The 18,904-nt window shown below is 71.8% G+C and carries 18 protein-coding genes; 8 read left to right on the top strand and 10 right to left on the bottom strand.

The annotated features are described in order from the left end of the window. Nucleotides 1-2 precede the first annotated feature (2 nt). From AB0M11_RS18190 to AB0M11_RS18170, 5 genes are read right to left on the bottom strand one after another with little or no spacing between them, the layout of a single operon-like run. Entirely contained in the window at nucleotides 3-575 is a 573-nt protein-coding gene (locus AB0M11_RS18190; RefSeq protein ID WP_365706492.1) for an NADH-quinone oxidoreductase subunit I, read from the bottom strand. After that, nucleotides 575-1,543, bottom strand: a complete 969-nt coding sequence (locus tag AB0M11_RS18185; RefSeq protein ID WP_365706490.1) for a complex I subunit 1 family protein — start codon at nucleotides 1,541-1,543, stop codon at nucleotides 575-577. The genes AB0M11_RS18190 and AB0M11_RS18185 overlap by 1 nt, the downstream gene beginning before the upstream one ends. Further along, nucleotides 1,540-3,033 (bottom strand): NADH-quinone oxidoreductase subunit C, encoded by a 1,494-nt coding sequence (locus AB0M11_RS18180; RefSeq protein ID WP_365706488.1) that lies wholly within the window; start codon nucleotides 3,031-3,033, stop codon nucleotides 1,540-1,542. Before AB0M11_RS18180 ends, AB0M11_RS18185 begins: the two co-directional genes overlap by 4 nt. Then, a complete protein-coding gene (locus tag AB0M11_RS18175) occupies nucleotides 3,030-3,668 on the bottom strand; it encodes an NADH-quinone oxidoreductase subunit B family protein (RefSeq protein ID WP_365706486.1) in 639 nt (212 codons plus the stop codon). The genes AB0M11_RS18180 and AB0M11_RS18175 overlap by 4 nt, the downstream gene beginning before the upstream one ends. Further along, nucleotides 3,659-4,069 carry an NADH-quinone oxidoreductase subunit A gene (locus AB0M11_RS18170; RefSeq protein WP_365706484.1) on the bottom strand — a complete coding sequence of 137 codons (411 nt, stop codon included), beginning with the start codon at nucleotides 4,067-4,069 and terminating at the stop codon, nucleotides 3,659-3,661. Before AB0M11_RS18170 ends, AB0M11_RS18175 begins: the two co-directional genes overlap by 10 nt. 237 nt (nucleotides 4,070-4,306) lie before the next feature. Here AB0M11_RS18170 and AB0M11_RS18165 point away from each other — a divergent pair, with 237 nt between their 5' ends. The 5 genes from AB0M11_RS18165 to AB0M11_RS18145 all read left to right on the top strand — a co-directional run bounded on the left by AB0M11_RS18165 (nucleotide 4,307) and on the right by AB0M11_RS18145 (nucleotide 11,275). Next, complete coding sequence (locus tag AB0M11_RS18165; RefSeq protein WP_365706482.1) at nucleotides 4,307-5,497, top strand: sensor domain-containing protein; 1,191 nt, start codon at nucleotides 4,307-4,309, stop codon at nucleotides 5,495-5,497. Nucleotides 5,498-5,688: 191 nt separating this feature from the next. After that, complete coding sequence (locus tag AB0M11_RS18160; RefSeq protein WP_365706480.1) at nucleotides 5,689-7,050, top strand: sensor domain-containing protein; 1,362 nt, start codon at nucleotides 5,689-5,691, stop codon at nucleotides 7,048-7,050. Nucleotides 7,051-7,357: 307 nt separating this feature from the next. After that, nucleotides 7,358-8,065: a response regulator transcription factor gene (locus tag AB0M11_RS18155; RefSeq protein WP_365706478.1), complete on the top strand. Its 708-nt coding sequence runs from the start codon at nucleotides 7,358-7,360 to the stop codon at nucleotides 8,063-8,065. Nucleotides 8,066-8,268: 203 nt separating this feature from the next. Then, the gene (locus AB0M11_RS18150) at nucleotides 8,269-10,197 is read left to right on the top strand and encodes a 2-oxoacid:acceptor oxidoreductase subunit alpha (protein ID WP_365706477.1); all 1,929 of its coding nucleotides are present in this window, start codon (nucleotides 8,269-8,271) and stop codon (nucleotides 10,195-10,197) included. Nucleotides 10,198-10,201: 4 nt separating this feature from the next. Continuing rightward, complete coding sequence (locus AB0M11_RS18145) at nucleotides 10,202-11,275, top strand: 2-oxoacid:ferredoxin oxidoreductase subunit beta (protein WP_365706518.1); 1,074 nt, start codon at nucleotides 10,202-10,204, stop codon at nucleotides 11,273-11,275. A gap of 108 nt (nucleotides 11,276-11,383) precedes the next feature. Here AB0M11_RS18145 and AB0M11_RS18140 read toward each other — a convergent pair whose 3' ends face one another. Further along, nucleotides 11,384-11,782 (bottom strand): helix-turn-helix domain-containing protein, encoded by a 399-nt coding sequence (locus AB0M11_RS18140; RefSeq protein ID WP_365706475.1) that lies wholly within the window; start codon nucleotides 11,780-11,782, stop codon nucleotides 11,384-11,386. 92 nt (nucleotides 11,783-11,874) lie between these two features. Here AB0M11_RS18140 and AB0M11_RS18135 point away from each other — a divergent pair, with 92 nt between their 5' ends. From AB0M11_RS18135 to AB0M11_RS18125, 3 genes are all read left to right on the top strand, one after another. Then, nucleotides 11,875-12,726 (top strand): SDR family oxidoreductase, encoded by an 852-nt coding sequence (locus AB0M11_RS18135; RefSeq protein WP_365706473.1) that lies wholly within the window; start codon nucleotides 11,875-11,877, stop codon nucleotides 12,724-12,726. Between the two features lie 124 nt (nucleotides 12,727-12,850). Further along, nucleotides 12,851-13,816, top strand: a complete 966-nt coding sequence (rarD, locus tag AB0M11_RS18130) for an EamA family transporter RarD (RefSeq protein ID WP_365706471.1) — start codon at nucleotides 12,851-12,853, stop codon at nucleotides 13,814-13,816. 30 nt (nucleotides 13,817-13,846) lie between these two features. Beyond that, nucleotides 13,847-14,311, top strand: a complete 465-nt coding sequence (locus AB0M11_RS18125) for a VOC family protein (RefSeq protein ID WP_365706469.1) — start codon at nucleotides 13,847-13,849, stop codon at nucleotides 14,309-14,311. A 15-nt stretch (nucleotides 14,312-14,326) separates the two neighbouring features. Here AB0M11_RS18125 and AB0M11_RS18120 read toward each other — a convergent pair whose 3' ends face one another. The 4 genes from AB0M11_RS18120 to AB0M11_RS18105 all read right to left on the bottom strand — a co-directional run bounded on the left by AB0M11_RS18120 (nucleotide 14,327) and on the right by AB0M11_RS18105 (nucleotide 18,897). Further along, nucleotides 14,327-15,442 (bottom strand): hypothetical protein, encoded by a 1,116-nt coding sequence (locus tag AB0M11_RS18120; RefSeq protein ID WP_365706467.1) that lies wholly within the window; start codon nucleotides 15,440-15,442, stop codon nucleotides 14,327-14,329. 169 nt (nucleotides 15,443-15,611) lie between these two features. Beyond that, nucleotides 15,612-16,499 (bottom strand): ABC transporter permease, encoded by an 888-nt coding sequence (locus AB0M11_RS18115; protein WP_365706465.1) that lies wholly within the window; start codon nucleotides 16,497-16,499, stop codon nucleotides 15,612-15,614. Continuing rightward, nucleotides 16,486-17,577, bottom strand: a complete 1,092-nt coding sequence (locus AB0M11_RS18110; RefSeq protein WP_365706463.1) for an ABC transporter ATP-binding protein — start codon at nucleotides 17,575-17,577, stop codon at nucleotides 16,486-16,488. Before AB0M11_RS18110 ends, AB0M11_RS18115 begins: the two co-directional genes overlap by 14 nt. Before the next feature lie 60 nt (nucleotides 17,578-17,637). Further along, nucleotides 17,638-18,897: a DUF2092 domain-containing protein gene (locus AB0M11_RS18105; protein WP_365706461.1), complete on the bottom strand. Its 1,260-nt coding sequence runs from the start codon at nucleotides 18,895-18,897 to the stop codon at nucleotides 17,638-17,640. Nucleotides 18,898-18,904: the final 7 nt, after the last annotated feature.

Raw genomic sequence — 18,904 nt, 5'->3', positions numbered from 1 at the left:
GGTCACGACTGCCCCTCCCCCGGCTCGGCGCGGTCGGCGGGCGGCTCCGGCTGGGCCGCGGCGAGCTTCTCGGCGGCCTTGCGGGCAGCCGCGATCTCCTTCGGTTCCTCCGCGCCGGCGTCGAGGGCGGGCGGCGCAGGGACGGTCCACATCCACTCACGGAGCTTGTCGCGCTCATGGGTGAGCTCACGGATGTCGGTCTCGGCGTACTCGAACTCCGGGGACCAGAACAGGGCGTCGAAAGGACAGACCTCGATGCAGATACCGCAGTACATGCACAGGGAGAAGTCGATGGCGAAGCGGTCCAGGACGTTGCGGCTGCGTTCACGGCCGCCCGGGGCCGCCGGCGGGACGGTCTCCTTGTGGGAGTCGATGTAGATGCACCAGTCGGGGCACTCACGGGCGCAGAGCATGCAGACCGTGCAGTTCTCCTCGAACAGGCCGATCACACCCCGGGTCCGGGGCGGAAGGTGGGGAAGGGCGTCCGGGTACTGCTCGGTGACCGACTTCCGGGTCATCGTGCGCAGGGTGACGGCCAGGCCCTTGGCGAGGCCGGAGCCGGGGATGGGGGCCACTAGGAGATCACCACCTTGACGATGCCGGTGAGGGCGATCTGGGCAAGAGAAAGGGGGACGAGGAGAGTCCAGGAGAACTTCTGCAACTGATCCTCGCGCAGCCGGGGATAGGTCACGCGGAGCCAGATCACGACGAAGGCGAGGAGCGCCGTCTTCAGGAGGGTCCACAGCCAGCCGAGGCCGTCGGCACCCCACGGGCCGTGCCAGCCGCCCAGGAAGAGGACGGTCGTCAGCCCGCACAGGACGACGATCCCGGCGTACTCGGCCAGCAGGAACAGGGCGAAGCGGAGGCCGGTGTACTCGGTGTACGCGCCGAAGATGATCTCCGAGTCGGCGACCGGCATGTCGAAGGGGGGACGTTGGAGTTCCGCGAGGCCGGCGGTGAAGAAGACCAGGCCGCCGGTGATCTGCCAGGGCAGCCACCACCAGTGGAAGGCGCCGACGATGCCCGGCAGAGAGACGGTTCCGGCCGCCATCGCCACGGAGGCGGCGGCGAGCAGCATCGGGAGTTCGTAGGCGAGGAGCTGGGCGGCGGTGCGCAGGCCGCCGAGGAGGGAGAACTTGTTGGCACTGGCCCAGCCGGCCATGAGCGAGCCCAGGACGCCGACGCCCATCACGGCCAGCACGAAGAACACACCCGCGTCCAGGACCTGGCCGACCGCGCCCTCGCCGGGGCCGATCGGGATGGCGAGCAGCACGAGCAGATAGGGGAGGAGGGACACGGCGGGGGCCAGCTGGAAGACACGCCGGTCGGCGCCCGCCGGGACCACGTCCTCCTTCTGCGCGAACTTCACGCCGTCGGCGATCAGCTGGGCCCAGCCGTGGAAACCACCGGCGTACATCGGGCCGAGGCGGCCCTGCATGTGGGCCATCACCTTGTGCTCGGTCTGCCCGACGATCAGCGGGAAGGTGAGGAAGACGACGAACACGACGAGGAGTCGCAGGGCGACGTCCAGAGCGTCGTTCACTGCGGGCCTCCTGGGGAGTCGTCCTGGGGAGCATCGTCGGGGGCGGCGGCGTCGGGGGCGGGGGCGTCTGGGGCCGGGGCTTCGCGGACCGGGGCTTCGGGGCGGGGCGGCGCCTCGGCGGTCCGCTTCCCCGTGGTTGACGGTTCGGGGCCGGAGGCCTCGGGCGTCTCCGGATCGACAGGGCCCGGCTCGGACTCGCCGGAAGCAGTGGGGCTCGGCTCTCCCGCCCCCGGCTCCTCGGCCGTGCTCCCGGTCCCTGCTTTGCTCCAGGTCCCGGTCCCCGCTTTGGTCCCGGTCCCCGCTTTGGTCCCGGTCTCTGCTTTGGTGCCGGTCTCTGCTTTCGTCTCGGTCTCGGTCTCGGTCCCGGCTGCGGGGTCCGTTTTGTCGGTCGGCGTGCCGCCGCCGCCCGGCTGCGCGGCCTCCGGTTCGTCGAAGGCCGGACGGGCGTGGTGCCACGGCGCGTCCGAGCCGCGGGAGGTGGCGGGGCGGGCCGGGGTGGCCGGGCCCGCGGGGGTTTCCGTCTCCGGTGCCCGCTGCGAAGCGGAGCCGCCCGAGGCCGTGCGTGACCGGCGCGGCCCTCGCGGAGCAGCCGACGGCCCCGCCGCGGGCGTGGTCGCCTCGGCACCGGCGCCCTCCGCGGCCGATTCCCCGGCGAGCACGTCTTCCGCGCCGGAGGGTGTCCGCTGCGAGGCGGATCCCGCGCTCGCGCTCCGGGCCCGGCGGGGAGTGGCCGACGGCCCTGCCGCGCCGGGAGCGGCCGCCGAGGTCGTCGCGGACGGCTCGGTTGCCGCGGCCGCCCCCGCCGCTCCGGCCGCCTGGCTGGCCGAGCCCTCCGCGGTCGTGCGGGTGCGGCGGACCGGGCGGTCACCGGCCGCGCGGCCGGCCGCGGCGCGGGCCGGGCGGGTGGGTGCGGGCGGGAGTTGGCCCTTGAGGGGGCCCCACTCGTTGGGGTCGGGGACGCCGGGGGGAAGCATCTGGCGGCGCTTGGGGCCGCCGTGGTCGGACTCGCCTGGTTCCTTGGCTCCGGGCCAGGCCTTGGCGACGCGGGCGGCGAGGACGAAGTCCTTGCGGAGGGGGTGGCCTTCGAAGGTCTCCGGGAGGAGGAGGTGGTCGAGGCCGGGGTGGCCGGTGAAGCGGACGCCGAACATCTCGTGTGTCTCGCGTTCGTGCCAGCGGGCGCCCGCGTAGACAGCGACGGCGGAGGGGAGTTCGGGGGCGGCGTGCGGGACGGTCGTCCGCAGGAGCAGGCGGCGGACCGGGGCGAGGGCGACGACGTGTGCGCAGACACGGAAGCCGGTGCCCGGTTCGTCGACCGCGCTCAGCCAGTCGAAGTAGGTGCAGGAGAGCGTCGTACGGGCGATCTCCAGGGCGGCGAGCCAGGAGGAGGGAGGGACGTCGACGGTCAGGACGCCGTAGGACTCGTCGGCGGTGGCGTCGGTGCCGAAGAGTTCCTCGACGGGGGCCGGCAGCCAGCCGGCCGGGGCCGTCATCGCCCGTCCCTTTCGGCCTCGTTCCCCGCGGGGGCGGATGCGGAGGCCGGGGCCGGGGGCCGGACGAGGCCGCTCTGGAGGGCCGCGGCGGACGGTCGGGAGGTGCCGTAGCGCTCGCCCAGGGACTCCGCCGCGATCTTCTCCTGGAGTTTGAGGATGCCCTGGAGGAGCGCCTCGGGGCGCGGCGGGCAGCCGGGGACGTAGACGTCGACGGGGATGATCTGGTCGACGCCCTTGGTGACGGAGTAGGAGTCCCAGTAGGGGCCGCCGCAGTTCGAGCAGGCGCCGAAGGAGATGACGTACTTCGGTTCGGGCATCTGCTCGTACAGGCGCTTGACGGCCGGGGCCATCTTGTCCGTGACCGTGCCGGAGACCACCATCAGGTCGGCCTGGCGCGGGCCGGGCGCGAACGGGATCACGCCGAGGCGGATGAAGTCGTGGCGGGCCATCGACGCGGCGATGAACTCGATCGCGCAGCAGGCGAGGCCGAAGTTGAAGACCCAGAGCGAGTAGCGGCGGCCCCAGTTGAGGACGACCTTCATCGGCTCGGGGGCAAGGCGGGCGAGCGCGCCCAGCCGCTTCGGCTCCGGGAGCAGCACGGGCTCCGAACCGGTCACGTCCGGCGTCACGTCCATGTCAGGACGCCCTTCTTGTATGCGTACAACAGGCCGACGGCGAGGAAGCCGAGGAAGACGAACATCTCCACGAGCGTGGCCGCGCCGTAGCCGGGGGCGGCGAAGACCGTCGCCCAGGGGAACAGGAAGATCGAGTCGACGGCGAAGATGACGTAGAGGAAGGCGTACACGTAGTAGCGGACCTGGGTGTGGGCCCAGCCCTCGCCGACGGGGTCGACACCGCACTCGTAGGTGAGGAGTTTCTCGGGCGTGGGGACCACCGGGCGCAGCAGCCGTCCGGCGCCGAAGGCGACGGCGACGAACACCACGCCGCCCAGCGCCAGCAGTCCCACGACCGAGTAGGACGCGAAGTATCCCGCCGCGACGGCCACGGTCGGCTCACCACCCGCCGTCTCCCGCATCGCCCGTCCCTCACTCCCTCGACAGACCACAGGCCCGCCCCGGCCAGGACCTGGCCCGGTGCCGTGACCTCAGTCAACTCTTGATTCGACGATCTGTACGCACGGGAGTCTAGGCCCTGATAAAGACACGGTAAGCAGCCCGTCACACGATGGGACACGGGTGGTGGGGTTTTCCCCAGGGAGGGCCGGGCGGCAACTCCATGGCGTCGCGGCACGGCACACGGCACGCTGGCGCACATGACCGCACCAGCACCCCTGTCCCTCAGCCTCGCGGACGGCACGGAGGACCGTGAGCGTCTGCCGCCCGTGCGCTTCGCCCTCGACAGCCACACGTGGAAGGAGATCGCGCACCTCCTGCTGAACCTGCCGATGTCGCTGTTCGGCTTCGTCTATGTCGTCACGACGGTGTGGGTGAGCGGTGTCCTGACGCTGACGGTGATCGGCATACCCCTGCTCGCCGCCACCCTGGTGGGCGCCCGTCAGCTGGGGAAGCTGGAACGGGCACGCGCGCGTGCGCTGCTCGGGGTGCGCGTGGAGGAGCCGACCCCGCTGCCGAGGGTCAGGCGCGGTGCGGGCGCCCAGCGACTGTGGATGACGTTGAAGGACCCGGTGGGCTGGCGGACGCTGCTGTACGACTTCATCCGGCTGCCGTGGGGCGTCCTCACCTTCTGCACCACGCTCATGTCGCTGTTCGTGCTGTGGCCCGTGCTGCCGTTCGTCGCGCGCGGGCTGGCGAACGTGGACCGGGCGATGGTGCGCGGGCTGCTGTCGCCCTCCGACGAGCTGGAGCGCCGTATCGCCGAACTGGAGTCGGACCGGGGGGTGGTCGTCGACACGGCCGCCGCCGACCTGCGGCGCATCGAGCGGGATCTGCACGACGGGGCGCAGGCCCGGCTCGTCAACCTGGCGATGGGCCTGGGCCTGGCGAAGGAGAAGCTGCTGGAGGATCCCGATGCGGCCGCGGCGATGGTCGAGGAGGCGCACGGTGAGGTGAAGCTGGCGCTCCAGGAGCTCAGGGATCTCGCCCGGGGCATCCATCCGGCGGTGCTGACCGACCGGGGGCTGGACGCGGCGCTGTCGTCGGTGGCCTCGCGCTGCACGGTGCCGGTCCAGGTGACCGCCGACCTGTCGTCCAGACCGGCGCCCGCGATCGAGGGCATCGCCTATTTCACCGTCTCCGAGCTGCTGCAGAACATCAGCAAGCACAGCGGGGCGCGTACCGCGTCGGTGGACGTGTGGCGGGCCGACGACCGGCTGCTGATCCAGGTGCGGGACGACGGGCGCGGCGGGGCGAGTCTGGACGGCGGCTCCGGGATGCGGGGGCTCGCGGACCGGCTGGGCGCGGTCGACGGCCTGTTCGTCGTGGACTCCCCGGCCGGGGGTCCCACGACGGTCACCGCGGAGCTGCCCTGGCGCGACCGGACGTAGCCGGAAAGCGCTGGACCGGGCGGGTCTCGGGGCTGTCGGGGGGGGACCGGCCGGTAGCGAGGGGTGGGGAAAACCCCCCGTCCGAGACGCCGACGGACTCCATGGTCCGCGGACCTGCGCTGCAGCAGGGTTGAGGTACGGCAGGACAGCCGGTGAGGCGGGGCTGGACGGGACAGGAGGGGACGGCGCCGATGGCCACGGAGTACGGGCACGGGTACGGGTCCGGTTACGGGCAGGACCACGGATACGGCTACGAGCCGTACGGCGAGCGTCGGCATCGGGTGCCGGCGGTGTTGCGGGCGCCGTTCGAGGCACGCAGCCGGCGAGAGTTCTGCTACGTCCTGCTGGGCTTTCCGGTCGGCGTCACGCTGTTCGTGTGGACCGTGACGATGCTGTCCCTCGGCATCGGTCTGGTGGTGACCTTCATCGGGATCCCGCTGCTGGCGGTGGCCCTCGCCGGCTGCCGAGGCTTCGGGTCGCTGGAGCGGGCACGCGCGCGTGCGCTGCTGAAGCTGGAGGTGGCCGACCCGGAGCCCTTGCGGATGCGCAAGCCGGGGCTCTTCGCCTGGATGGGCGCGGTGCTGAAGAGCGGCACGTCCTGGCGTCATCTGCTCTACGCGGTCCTGCAGTTTCCCTGGTCGGTGTTGTCCTTCGTCGTCGCCCTCAGCTGCTGGGCGTACGGCTGGGCCCTGCTGACGTATCCGCTGTGGTTCTGGGTGTTCCCGATGTGGGCCGGGCAGGGCGGGCTGCAGTTGTACGGCGACGCGCACCACAGCGTCTACCTCGACAACCCGTTCGAGATCACCGTGACCGCGTTGGTGGGACTGCTGTTCACCCTGGCCACGCCGTGGATCGTCCGGGCGCTGACGCTGGTGGACCGGCTGATGCTGCTCGGGCTGCTGGGGCCGTCGAAGCTGGCGTCGCGGGTGGTGGAGCTGGAGTCGGACCGGGGGGTCGTGGTGGACACCGCCGCCGCGGATCTGCGGCGGATCGAGCGGGATCTGCACGACGGGGCGCAGGCGCGGCTGGTTGCGCTGGCCATGGATCTGGGGCTGGCGAAGGAGAAGCTGCTGGAGGATCCGCAGGCCGCGGCGCGGATGGTGGACGAGGCGCACGGCGAGGTGAAGACGGCGCTGCAGGAGTTGCGGGACCTGGCCCGTGGGATCCATCCGGCGGTGCTGACCGACCGGGGGCTGGACGCGGCGCTGTCCGCGGTGGCCTCGCGGTGCACGGTGCCGGTGCGGGTGGAGGTCGACCTGGCGGAGCGGCCGGCGGCGGCGATCGAGGGGATGGCGTACTTCACGGTGTCCGAGTTGCTGCAGAACATCAGCAAGCATGCGCGGGCGAGTGCGGCGGCGGTGGACGTGTGGCGGAGTGCGGACCGGTTGATGCTGCAGGTCGTGGACGACGGGGTGGGGGGTGCGGACACGGCGCGGGGGTCGGGGCTGGCGGGGCTGGCGGAGCGGCTGGACGCGGTCGACGGGATTCTGGTGGTGGACTCGCCGGTGGGGGGGCCGACGCGGGTGACGGCGGAGCTGCCCTGGCGTGGCTGAGGGGGTCTCGCCCCCACCGCCCCTACCCGTCCCGTCCTTCCAGGGGGTGGGCCCCCTTCGACCGCCCGGTTCGGGGGCTGCCGCCCCCGGACCCCCGCAATCGGCCTGCCGGCCTCGTCCTCAAACGCCGGACGGGCTGAAAGCGTCTGCCGGACGGGCTGGAGGGTGTCTCCGGACGCCGGGGAGGTACGGCAGGGCGGGCTGTTTTCGAGAGGTGCGGCCGAGCGGCCTGTTTTGGTTCGCCTCTCCTTACCCGCCCACACTCTGATCCGAATGCTGGAATGCTGGACTTTCGGACAGGGCAGGCATGTACGCCGGACGGGGTGTGGGGGGCCGGGAGACCGTGGAGGACAGGGTGCGGGTGGTCATCGCCGAGGATTCCGTGCTGCTCCGGGAGGGGCTGACCCGGCTGTTGACCGACCGGGGGCATGACGTCGTCGCGGGCGTCGGGGATGCGGAGGCGCTGGTCAAGACCATCGCCGAGCTGGATGCGCAGGACGCGCTGCCGGACGTCGTGGTCGCGGATGTGCGGATGCCGCCGACGCACACCGACGAGGGGGTGCGGGCCGCCGTACGGCTGCGGAAGGCGCATCCGGGACTCGGGGTACTGGTGCTGTCGCAGTACGTGGAGGAGCGGTACGCCACCGAACTGCTGGCCGGTTCCAGCCGAGGTGTGGGCTATCTGCTGAAGGACCGGGTCGCCGACGTGCGGGAGTTCGTGGACGCCGTGGTGCGGGTCGCGGAGGGCGGTACGGCGCTCGATCCGGAGGTCGTCGCACAGCTGCTCGGGCGGAGCAGGAAGCAGGACGTGCTGGCGGGCCTCACCCCGCGAGAGCGTGAGGTGCTGGGCCTGATGGCCGAGGGGCGGACGAACTCGGCGATCGCGCGGCAGCTGGTCGTGAGCGACGGAGCCGTCGAGAAGCACGTCAGCAACATCTTCCTCAAACTCGGACTCTCCCAGAGCGACGGTGACCACCGGCGCGTTCTGGCCGTTCTGACGTATCTGAACTCCTGAGGGGCCGACGGGCACCGTGTCGGCACAGGAAGGCGGCCAGGGGGAGGGAAAATCGTGACAAGTCAGGGCGACAGGTCGTCTCATCGGTCCGTCCAGCATGCGAGCTGGCTCGGGAAGGCGACCCTAACCGACGTAGGGTTGATTACGGGATGGTTCGTGGGACGACCACGCCCGGGCAGCCGCCTCGAAGGAGGTCCAGTTCAGTGACCAGCCAGGTCAGCAGGACAACGGAACAGGCCGACGGAACCGTCGTAGGAGAGCAGCGCAAGCCGGACGGTGTGAAGGCCGTCCGGCGTCTGGACCGGGTGATCATCCGGTTCGCGGGGGACTCGGGTGACGGCATGCAGCTCACCGGTGACCGGTTCACGTCGGAGACCGCGTCCTTCGGCAACGATCTGTCGACCCTGCCTAATTTTCCGGCCGAGATCCGGGCCCCCGCAGGCACTCTGCCGGGGGTTTCGTCGTTTCAGCTGCACTTCGCCGACCACGACATCCTCACTCCGGGTGATGCGCCGAACGTGCTGGTCGCCATGAACCCGGCCGCGTTGAAGGCGAACATCGGGGATCTGCCGCGCGGCGCGGAGATCATCGTCAACACGGACGAGTTCACCAAACGGGCGATGCAGAAGGTCGGCTACGCCACCTCGCCGCTGGAGGACGGGTCGCTCGACGGCTACAGCCTTCATCCGGTGCCGCTGACCACGCTGACCGTGGAGGCGCTGAAGGAGTTCGACCTCAGCCGCAAGGAGGCCGAACGCAGCAAGAACATGTTCGCGCTCGGCCTGTTGTCGTGGATGTACCACCGGCCGACCGAGGGCACGGAGAGATTCCTGAAGCAGAAGTTCGCCCGCAAGCCGGAGGTCATGAACGCCAACCTGGCGGCCTTCCGCGCCGGCTGGAACTTCGGTGAGACGACCGAGGACTTCGCGGTCTCGTACGAGATCGCCCCCGCGACCACCGCGTTCCCGGTGGGCACCTACCGCAACATCTCCGGGAACCTGGCCCTGGCGTACGGCCTGGTCACCGCGAGCCGGCAGGCGGACCTGCCACTGTTCCTCGGGTCGTACCCGATCACCCCGGCCTCCGACATCCTGCACGAGCTCAGCAAGCACAAGAACTTCGGTGTGCGCACCTTCCAGGCGGAGGACGAGATCGCCGGCATCGGCGCGGCCCTGGGGGCCGCCTTCGGCGGCTCGCTGGCGGTGACGACGACCTCCGGTCCGGGCGTGGCGCTGAAGTCGGAGACGGTCGGGCTCGCGGTCTCGCTGGAGCTGCCGCTGCTGGTCGTCGACATCCAGCGGGGCGGGCCGTCCACCGGGCTGCCGACCAAGACCGAGCAGGCCGACCTGCTCCAGGCGATGTACGGCCGTAACGGCGAGGCGCCGGTCCCGGTCATCGCCCCGCGGACGCCGGCCGACTGTTTCGACGCGGCGCTGGAGGCGGCCCGGATCGCGCTGACCTACCGGACCCCGGTGATGCTGCTGTCCGACGGCTACCTGGCCAACGGCAGCGAGCCCTGGCGGATCCCGGAGCTGGAGGAGCTGCCCGATCTGCGGGTGCGGTTCGCGAGCGGACCCAACCACACCCTGGAGGACGGCACCGAGGTCTTCTGGCCGTACAAACGCGACCCGCAGACCCTCGCCCGCCCGTGGGCGGTCCCCGGCACGCCCGGCCTCGAACACCGCATCGGCGGCATCGAGAAGCAGGACGGCACGGGCAACATCTCCTACGACCCCGCCAACCACGACTTCATGGTCCGCACCCGGCAGGCCAAGATCGACGGGATCGACGTCCCCGACATCGAGGTCGACGACCCGGACGGCGCCAGGACCCTGGTGCTGGGCTGGGGGTCGACGTACGGGCCGATCACGGCGGCGGTACGGCGGCTGCGCGCGGCCGGTGAGCCGATCGCGCAGGCGCATCTTCGGCACCTCAACCCGTTCCCGAGGAATCTCGGTGCCGTGCTGAAGGGGTACGACAAGGTGGTGATCCCCGAGATGAACCTCGGTCAGCTCGCCACCCTCATCCGGGCGAAGTACCTGGTGGACGCGCATTCGTACAACCAGGTCAACGGCATGCCGTTCAAGGCCGAGCAGCTCGCCACGGCGCTCAAGGAGGCCATCCATGACTGACGCCATGACCGACGCCGTGTCCGACGCCGGCGACGGACTGCTGCAGCTCGTCCCCAAGGCCGCGGCCAGGCAGTCGATGAAGGACTTCAAGTCCGACCAGGAGGTGCGCTGGTGCCCGGGCTGCGGCGACTACGCGATCCTGGCGGCGGTGCAGGGGTTCATGCCGGAGCTGGGGCTGGCGAAGGAGAACATCGTCTTCGTCTCCGGGATCGGCTGTTCGTCCCGGTTCCCGTACTACATGAACACCTACGGCATGCACTCCATCCACGGCCGCGCCCCCGCGATCGCGACCGGGCTGGCCACCAGCCGGCGCGACCTGTCCGTGTGGGTGGTGACCGGTGACGGTGACGCGCTGTCCATCGGCGGCAACCACCTCATCCACGCCCTGCGCCGCAACGTCAACCTGAAGATCCTCCTCTTCAACAACCGCATCTACGGGTTGACGAAGGGGCAGTACTCACCGACGTCCGAGGTCGGGAAGATCACCAAGTCGACGCCGATGGGGTCGCTGGACGCCCCGTTCAACCCGGTGTCGCTGGCGCTCGGCGCGGAGGCGTCCTTCGTCGCCCGCACCATCGACTCCGACCGCAAGCACCTCACCGAGGTCCTGCGCGCGGCCGCCGCCCACCCGGGCACGGCCCTGATCGAGATCTACCAGAACTGCAACATCTTCAACGACGGCGCCTTCGACACCCTCAAGGACAAGCAGTCCGCCGAGGAGGCGGTGATCCGGCTGGAGCACGGCAAGCCCATCCGCTTCGGCACGGACGGCGCGCGCGGTGTCGTACGCGACCGGCGCACCGGCGACCTGTCGGTGGTCGACGTGACCGCGGACAACGAGTCCGAGATCCTCGTCCACGACGCCCACTCCTCCTCCCCGACCACGGCCTTCGCGCTGTCGCGACTGGCCGACCCCGACACCCTGCACCACACGCCCCTCGGCGTCTTCCGCTCGGTCGAACGGCCCGTCTACGACGTGCAGATGTCCGAGCAGCTCGACACCGCGGTCGATCAGCACGGCAAGGGTGACCTGGCGGCACTGCTCGCCGGCGGGGACACCTGGACGGTCGTGGGCTGAGCCCGGGAGGTCGCAGGTCGCGAGCGTGCGGGGCCCGGACGGCGCGTCCGGGCCCCGCCCGTGTCCGCACTGCGGGAGCCTGAGGGGCTCTCAGGGGCCCTCGGCGGCTCAGGTGCGCTTGGCCTCGTCGTACGCGGCGCGGGCGCGCTCCACGTCCGCCATCCGCCGCTCGGTCCACAGCGCCAGGTCCCGCACCTGTTCGGCCGCCTCGCGGCCGAGGTCGGTGAGGGAGTAGTCGACGCGGGGCGGGATCACCGGCTTGGCGTCCCGGTGGACGAGGCCGTCGCGTTCCAGGGTCTGCAGGGTCTGGGTGAGCATCTTCTCGCTGACCCGGCCGATCGCCCGGCGCAGTTCGCTGAAGCGGTAGGGGCGGTCCAGGAGCTCGATCAGGACCAGGACGCCCCAGCGGCTGGTGACATGCTCCAGGACCCGGCGGTGCGGGCACATCTGCGTGCCGTCGACGTACTTCGCGGCGGGGACGCCGGCTTCCGGGCTACTTACCGTCATGCAAGTACCTTACTTCAAAGTGGGTACTTTCTTCTGGTTAGCGCACCTCGTAGGGTTAGTGACAACCGCACCCCACAAGGAGATCGCACACCATGAGCATCGTTGTCACCGGAGCCACCGGACACCTCGGCCGTCACGTCGTGACGCAGCTGCTGGAGAAGGTCCCGGCCGAGCAGATCACCGCCGTCGTGCGCGACGAGGCGAAGGGCGCCGACTTCGCCGCCCGGGGCGTGAAGATCGCCGTCGCGGACTACAACGCCCCCGAGACCTTCGACGGTCTCTTCGCCGCCGGCGACAAGGTGCTGCTGATCTCCGGCAACGAGTTCGACAAGGGCCGCCCCGCCCAGCACAAGGTCGTCATCGACGCCGCCAAGGCGGCCGGTGTGGCCCTGCTGGCGTACACCAGCGGTCCGGGCAGCCTGACGGCCTCGCTGATGGACGACCACCGCGCCACCGAGGAGATCCTGCTCGGCTCGGGTCTGCCCTACACCCTGCTGCGCAACGGCTGGTACCACGAGAACTACACCGAGAACCTCGCCCCGGTCCTGGAGCACGACGCCGTGGTCGCGGCGGCCGGCGAGGGCCGCGTCTCCTCCGCCTCGCGCGCCGACTACGCGGCCGCCGCCGTCGCCGTGCTGACCGGCGAGGGCCACGAGAACCGGACGTACGAGCTCGGCGGCGACGTCGCCTGGAGCTTCGCCGAGTACGCGGCCGAGCTGAGCGCGCAGACCGGCAGGGAGATCGCCTACAACTCCGTGCCCGGTGAGGTGCTCCAGTCCATCCTGACCGGCGCCGGCCTGCCGGAGCCGTTCGCCGCGATCATGGTCGGCGTGGACGCGGCGATCGCCAAGGGCGAGCTGGTCGTCGACTCCGGCGACCTGGCCCGTCTGATCGGCCGCCCGACCTCCCCGATCTCGGAGGCGATCACCGCAGCGCTCAAGTAGGCCGCCCCTCCCGGGAGACCGCACCCCGGTCTGTCATGACCGTATACCGAAACGGCCATGACAGACCGGGGTGCTCGGCGCTACCTTCGTCCCGGCGGTGTGCCGAAGGGCGTGAGGAGGGCCGGTGGCCGACATATCCAAGGGTGAGCGGCGGACAGGACTGGTGAACGGCTTCGCGGCCTACGGCATGTGGGGGCTGGTCCCGCTGTTCTGGCCGCTGCTGAAGCCCGCCGGTTCGGTGGAGATCCTGGCCCACCGGATGGTGTGGTCCCTCGCCTTCGTCGCCCTCGCACTCGTCTTCGTACGACGCTGGGCCTGGGCCGGTGAGCTGTTGCGGCAGCCGCGCCGGCTGGCCCTGGTGGCGGTGGCCGCCGCCGTGATCACCGTCAACTGGGGCGTCTACATCTGGTCCGTGAACGCGGGGCACGTGGTCGAGGCCTCCCTCGGCTACTTCATCAACCCCCTAGTCACCATCGCCATGGGCGTCCTCCTGCTGAAGGAACGGCTGCGGCCCGCGCAGTGGGCGGCGGTGGGCGTCGGCTTCGCCGCCGTCGCCGTGCTCACCGTCGGCTACGGGCAGCCGCCGTGGATCTCCCTCGTCCTCGCCTTCTCCTTCGCCACCTACGGGCTCGTCAAGAAGAAGGTCAACCTCGGCGGCATCGAGTCACTCGCGGCGGAGACCGCGATCCAGTTCCTGCCCGCGCTCGGCTATCTGCTGTGGCTGTCCGGCCACGGCGAGTCCAGCTTCACCGGCCACGGCGCCGGGCACGCGGCCCTGCTGGCCTCCACCGGCATCGTCACCGCCGTCCCGCTGGTCTGCTTCGGCGCCGCCGCGATCCGCGTCCCGCTCTCCACGCTCGGCCTGCTCCAGTACCTGGCCCCGGTCTTCCAGTTCCTCTGCGGCATCCTCTACTTCCACGAGGCCATGCCCGCCGAGCGCTGGGCCGGCTTCGCCCTGGTCTGGCTCGCCCTCGCCCTGCTCACCTGGGACGCCCTGCGCACCGCCCGCCGGGCCGCCCAGGCGCTCGCCGCGGCGCCTGTACCACGGCCGGTGACCCCGGTGGCGGAGACTCCCGCAAGTCAGGTGTGATGGTCACGGCCGTCGGCTATAAGTGGGCCCATGACGCAGACGCCCGCACCCCTGCACTGGAAGCTCGTCGTCGACGCCCGCGACCCGCACGGGCAGGCCGACTTCTGGGCGGCCGCGCTGCACTACGTGGCCGAGGACAACAGCGCGCTCGTCGAACATCTGCTGGAAGTGGGCGCGCTGCCCGGCGCCGCCGCCCTGGAGTACCACGGCCGTGCCGCCTTCCGTGACCTGATCGCCGTGCGGCACCCGGACGATCCGTACGACGAGGAGCGCGGCACCGGACTGGGCCGTCGGCTGCTGTTCCAGCGGGTGCCGGAGGCCAAGTCCGGCAAGAACCGGCTCCACATCGACCTGCACGCCGGCGAGGGGAGGCGGGCGGACGAGGTGGCCCGCCTGGAGGCGCTGGGCGCCACCGTGGTGCGGCATGTCTCGGAGCCCTCCGGAGCGTGGACCGTGATGGCCGATCCGGAGGGCAACGAGTTCTGCGTGCAGTGACCGTGCCGGCGGCGCTCAGGCCTTCCCGGCGGCGCGGCGGGCGCGTTCCGTCAGGCGGGTCATCCGGGCGCGGGCCGACTCCAGCTCCTCGACGTCGTCGGCCGCCGGGCCCTCCTCGACGGTGAGCCGCGTCCACAGGTCGATCAGCTCGTGGCCCAGGCGCAGCCCGTGCTCGGGGTCGCGTACCGCGCGCCAGGCGGTGGCCGCGCTGCGCACGTTCCCGTACGCCGCCTCGCCGTCCCGGGCCTGCCGGCGCTGCCTGGCCAGGTCCAGGGAGAGGTGGAAGGCCCGCACCGGGTCGCCCGCCAGGTAGGAGATGTACGCGGTCAGCTCGCCCAGGTGCAGCACTTCGGTGTGACCGTCCCCGAGGACCGCGGCGGCCTCGGCGGCGGTGCGCTCCGCGAGTTCGGCCGCCGCTTCGATACGGCCCGTGCGGACCGCCTCGTTGATCCGGGCCACCGGCTCGGAGAGCAGCGCGGCCCCCTCCGCCGTCAGCGTCACGGGCTCGTCCCCCAGCACCTCCTCGGCGACCGCGTCGAAGCCGCGGGCGGGGGTGGGCGTGGACCGGGGGGCGAGATCCGGGTCCCGCTCGGCCGACGGCTCTTCGGGGGCGGGGACGGGGGCCGTCTCGGGGGCGGGGACAGAGGTCATCACGGGCGGCGGCCCGAAGACACCGGTGGGCGGCTGGACGGTGCCCGGTGCGGGCGGCAGCGGCACAGTCGCGGCCGGTCGTGCGGGCGGTGCCGGCGGAACGGCGGGCGGCCGCGGCCCCACCTGCGCGGGGACCACCGGGACGGGTTCCCGAGCCGCGGCCTGTTCCCTCGGCTCGGCGGCGGGTGCGGCCAGCCTCACCGGGTCGCCGGTGAAGCTGCTGGAGCCGTCCACGTCCACCTGAAGGGGGACCACGTAGCCGATGCGGGTGTCGTGGACGGTGGCGAGGACCGGGCGGCCGGTGACGCGGGCGAGGCGCTGGAGATGGTTGAGGACCGCCTGCTGGGGTTCCTCACCGGGAGCCGGGAACAGCGGCACGCCGTCCACGGACGCGGCCGCGCCCGCCACCCGGACGTCGACCGGTGCCAGGCGCCCCTCCTGCTGGACTTCCCGCTTCTCCTCACGGCTGAGTCGGGACATCGGCCCTCATTTCCTCCGGCGTCACCATCGGGTCGCGCTCCGGTCGTACTCGTGCGTAAGGTCCAGTCTCGCCGCTCGGCACGGCTCCCACGTCACCGCGACGTCACAGCCTCGCACCAGGAAGGCGCGCCCGGCGGGGAGCGAGCGGGCCCGGACCGCACGGATCCCGCTAGGCGGTGATGTCCCTGGTCGTGAACCGTGCCCAGGCCGCCGATCCGAACACCGCCGTGTACAGGGCCTGCAGCTCCAGGTTCTTGACCAGGTCGTCCCAGTACACGGGGTCGCGTATCAGGTCGGCGAAGGACAGCCAGTAGTGGGAGAAGAAGTACGGCTGGAACGCGTGCAGCTGGGGGATCTGGTCGAGGATCTGGACGGTGATGAGCAGGCCCACGGTCGTCGCCATCGCCGCGATGCCGCTGTTGGTCAGGGTGGACACGAACAGGCCGAGGGCGGCGACACCGGCCAGGGACGCGGCGACCACCAGGGCGATCAGCAGGGCCCGGCCGAGGCCGTCGGCGAAGGAGATCCGGGTGCCGGAGATCGTCGTCAGGTCGCCGAGCGGGAAGAGGAGCGCGCCGACGGCGAGTGCGGAGGCGGCCACCACCAGGGTGGCAATCAGGCAGAACGCCATCACCGTCGCGTACTTGGTGAGCAGCAGGCGGGTGCGGCCCGCCGGGGCGACCAGCAGGTAGCGCAGGGTGCCCGCGTCGGCCTCGCCCGCGATCGCGTCCCCGGCCACCACCCCGACGGCCATCGGCAGAAAGAACGGGAGGGTCGCGGCCAGTGCCGTGAACACCAGGAACAGTCCGTTGTTGGTGACCTGGGCGATGAAGGCCGGTCCGCCCTCGCCGCCGCGGCCGACCTGCCCGCCGCCCCGCGTCTCGATCCGGACCGACACACCGACGAGGACCGGCACCGCCGCCAGTACGCCCAGCAGGGCGAGGGTGCGCCAGCGCCGCAGGGTGGTGCCGAGTTCGCTGCGCAGCAGCCCGAGGCTCCACAGGGGACTCGGCCGTACGGCTGCCGTGTCCACGACGGCCAGGTCAGCCCGCGACATCGAAGCCCTCCCCGGTCAGTGCCACGAAGGCGTCCTCCAGCGAGGCCCGTTCCACGGTGAAGCCGCGGACCCGGACGCCCGCCGTGACGAGCGCCGCGTTGACCTCGGCGAGGTCGCGCTCGGGGGGCTCACCGGTCACCCGGTCCTCGGCGGCGGCGACGTCCGCGACGCCCTGTTCCTTGAGCACTCGGGCCGCCTCCCCGGGGTCGGGAGTGAGCACCACGAGCCGGCCACGGGCCCCGGCCACCAGGTCGGCCACCGCGCCCTGGGCGATCAGCCGGCCCTGGGCCATCACAGCCGCGTGGGTGCAGACCTGCTCGATCTCGTCGAGGAGGTGGGAGGAGAGGAACACGGTCGTGCCCTCCCCCGCCAGTTCCCGCACCAGGGTGCGGATCTCCCGCATGCCCTGGGGGTCGAGGCCGTTGGTCGGCTCGTCCAGGACCAGCAGCCTGCGGGGCTGGAGCAGCGCGGCGGCGAGACCCAGACGCTGCTTCATGCCGAGGGAGTAGGCCTTCGCCTTCTTCGCCGCGGCGGCCGCGAGGCCCACCCGGTCCAGCGCGGCCCCGACCCGTGCGCGCCGGGTGCGGGGGTCGGCCGTCGGGTCGGCGGCGTCGTACCGCAGCAGGTTGTCCCGGCCGGAGAGGAAGCCGTACAGCGCCGGGCCCTCGATGAGGGCGCCGACCTGGGGCAGGACGACGCGGGAGGCGCGCGGCATCGGGTGGCCGAGGACGCGGGCGGTGCCCGAGGTCGGCTCGATCAGGCCCATCAGCATGCGGATGGTGGTGGTCTTGCCGGAGCCGTTCGGGCCGAGGAAGCCGAAGACGCTGCCCGCCGGAACCGACAGGTCGAGCCCGTCGACGGCGAGCTGTCCGCCGCGGTAGCGCTTGGTGAGGCCCCGGGTGTCGATGACACCCGCTCCCACCGAGGCGCCGGCCTCCGGGAACCCGGCGTCCACGGGGGCTTGAGAGGCCGCAGCGGCCCCCGAGGCTCCGGCGGCCCCCGAGGCTCCGGCGGCCCGCGAGGCCCCGGCGTGCTCCGGGTCCTCCGGCTGCCGTTCCGCGGCGGACGATCGGTCCATCGGCTCCCTCGATTCGTCGTGCGGCACAGGGTACCGACCGCAGCCGCGCCCGCGCCCGGACTACCCCGCGTTCGCCGCCTTCACCAGCGCCGCCTTGTCCACGGCGCCGACGTACACCTTGCCGTCGTCCGTGATCAGGGCGTTGATCAGCCGGGTGGAGAAGACGGTGCCCTTGCCGAACGTGCCGGAGACGGGGTCGCCGAGCGAGCCGAGGAAGCCGCTCAGGTCGCCGCCACCGGAGGCGGAGTCGGTGGGCAGACCGCCCTTGCTGCCGGTGTCGAGGACGGCTATGGAGTTCCAGCCCTTGCCGAGGACGTCGAAGCCGGACTTGCCGAGGTCCTTGGCGGAGCCGTGACCGGGAGCCGCGGGGCCCTTGCCGCGGTGCTGCGTCCCGCTGCCCTTCTCGGTCCTGCCTGCCTTGTCGCCCTCGGTGACCTTGGCCCCCTTGGGCGGGGTGAAGTCGAAGGTGGACGCGGCCGGCTTGGCGAAGCTGACCTGGGTGTAGCCGGCGTCGACCACGGCCGCGCCGCCGCTCGACGGGGTGAGCGTGAACTTCAGCGGGGTGCCGGTCTTGGCGTCCACCGCGATGCTGATCGCGCCGACCGTCGTGCCGGACTGCCTGGGCTTGATGACGAGCCGGTAGGCGTCGCGGCCGGCGACCTGGGCGGTGCCGTCGACCGTCACCGAGGTGGTGTCGTCCACCGACTTGAGGAACTGGTCGGCGAAGTCCTTGGGGGTGGCCGGAGCTTCGTGCTGCCCGGCCTTGCCGGAGTCGGGGGCGGTGGAGTGGTAGACCTCGTCGGACTTGCTGTCGTAGCCCCACACGTCGGTGCCGTTGTGGATGAGGCTGTACTCGGCGCCGCTCTCCAGCACCGAGACCTTCTGCTTCCCGGGACCGTCGGCGGCCACCCGCAGGGTGTGCGTGCCGGAGGCCAGCTCGGTGAGCTTGCCGGTCGGGTCGGCGGACGAACCGTCGCCGCTGCCGCTGCCCTGGGTCGCCCCCGAGAGCAGGCCGCTCTCCAGCCCGCCGAGGTCGGGCAGGCCGAGGTCGGTGCTGATCTTCACGGTGCCGGACAGCTGCTGCACGTCCGACTTGGCGATCTTGTCGATGAGTTCCTGCGCGGTGATCTTCGGCAGGTCGGGGTCACCCGAGTCGGCGAGCGCCGGAACCAGGCCGATGGTGGCCGCGGCGACTCCCACCACCGCGACCGGGACGACGTACCGTGCGGCCTTGCGGCGCCGCTCGGCGCGCAATTCGTCGCGCAGCTCGTCGTCGGCCTGCGCGGCGCCCGTGGTGTCGTCGGATTCGTACGGTGCCATGTGTGCC

The sequence above is a fragment of the Streptomyces sp. NPDC051987 genome (genome assembly GCF_040680735.1).
Classification (GTDB): domain Bacteria; phylum Actinomycetota; class Actinomycetes; order Streptomycetales; family Streptomycetaceae; genus Streptomyces.
This window is presented reverse-complemented; position numbering and strand designations above follow the sequence as displayed.

Bases quoted from the DNA above. Each gene is read 5' to 3' on its own strand.
- AB0M11_RS18180 (WP_365706488.1), bottom strand. From the start codon at position 3,033: ATGACGGCCCCGGCCGGCTGGCTGCCGGCCCCCGTCGAGGAACTCTTC.
- AB0M11_RS18175 (WP_365706486.1), bottom strand. From the start codon at position 3,668: ATGGACGTGACGCCGGACGTGACCGGTTCGGAGCCCGTGCTGCTCCCG.
- AB0M11_RS18170 (WP_365706484.1), bottom strand. From the start codon at position 4,069: ATGCGGGAGACGGCGGGTGGTGAGCCGACCGTGGCCGTCGCGGCGGGA.
- AB0M11_RS18165 (WP_365706482.1), top strand. From the start codon at position 4,307: ATGACCGCACCAGCACCCCTGTCCCTCAGCCTCGCGGACGGCACGGAG.
- AB0M11_RS18160 (WP_365706480.1), top strand. From the start codon at position 5,689: ATGGCCACGGAGTACGGGCACGGGTACGGGTCCGGTTACGGGCAGGAC.
- AB0M11_RS18155 (WP_365706478.1), top strand. From the start codon at position 7,358: ATGTACGCCGGACGGGGTGTGGGGGGCCGGGAGACCGTGGAGGACAGG.
- AB0M11_RS18145 (WP_365706518.1), top strand. From the start codon at position 10,202: ATGACCGACGCCGTGTCCGACGCCGGCGACGGACTGCTGCAGCTCGTC.
- AB0M11_RS18140 (WP_365706475.1), bottom strand. From the start codon at position 11,782: ATGACGGTAAGTAGCCCGGAAGCCGGCGTCCCCGCCGCGAAGTACGTC.
- AB0M11_RS18135 (WP_365706473.1), top strand. From the start codon at position 11,875: ATGAGCATCGTTGTCACCGGAGCCACCGGACACCTCGGCCGTCACGTC.
- AB0M11_RS18125 (WP_365706469.1), top strand. From the start codon at position 13,847: ATGACGCAGACGCCCGCACCCCTGCACTGGAAGCTCGTCGTCGACGCC.
- AB0M11_RS18120 (WP_365706467.1), bottom strand. From the start codon at position 15,442: ATGTCCCGACTCAGCCGTGAGGAGAAGCGGGAAGTCCAGCAGGAGGGG.
- AB0M11_RS18115 (WP_365706465.1), bottom strand. From the start codon at position 16,499: ATGTCGCGGGCTGACCTGGCCGTCGTGGACACGGCAGCCGTACGGCCG.
- AB0M11_RS18110 (WP_365706463.1), bottom strand. From the start codon at position 17,577: ATGGACCGATCGTCCGCCGCGGAACGGCAGCCGGAGGACCCGGAGCAC.
- AB0M11_RS18105 (WP_365706461.1), bottom strand. From the start codon at position 18,897: ATGGCACCGTACGAATCCGACGACACCACGGGCGCCGCGCAGGCCGAC.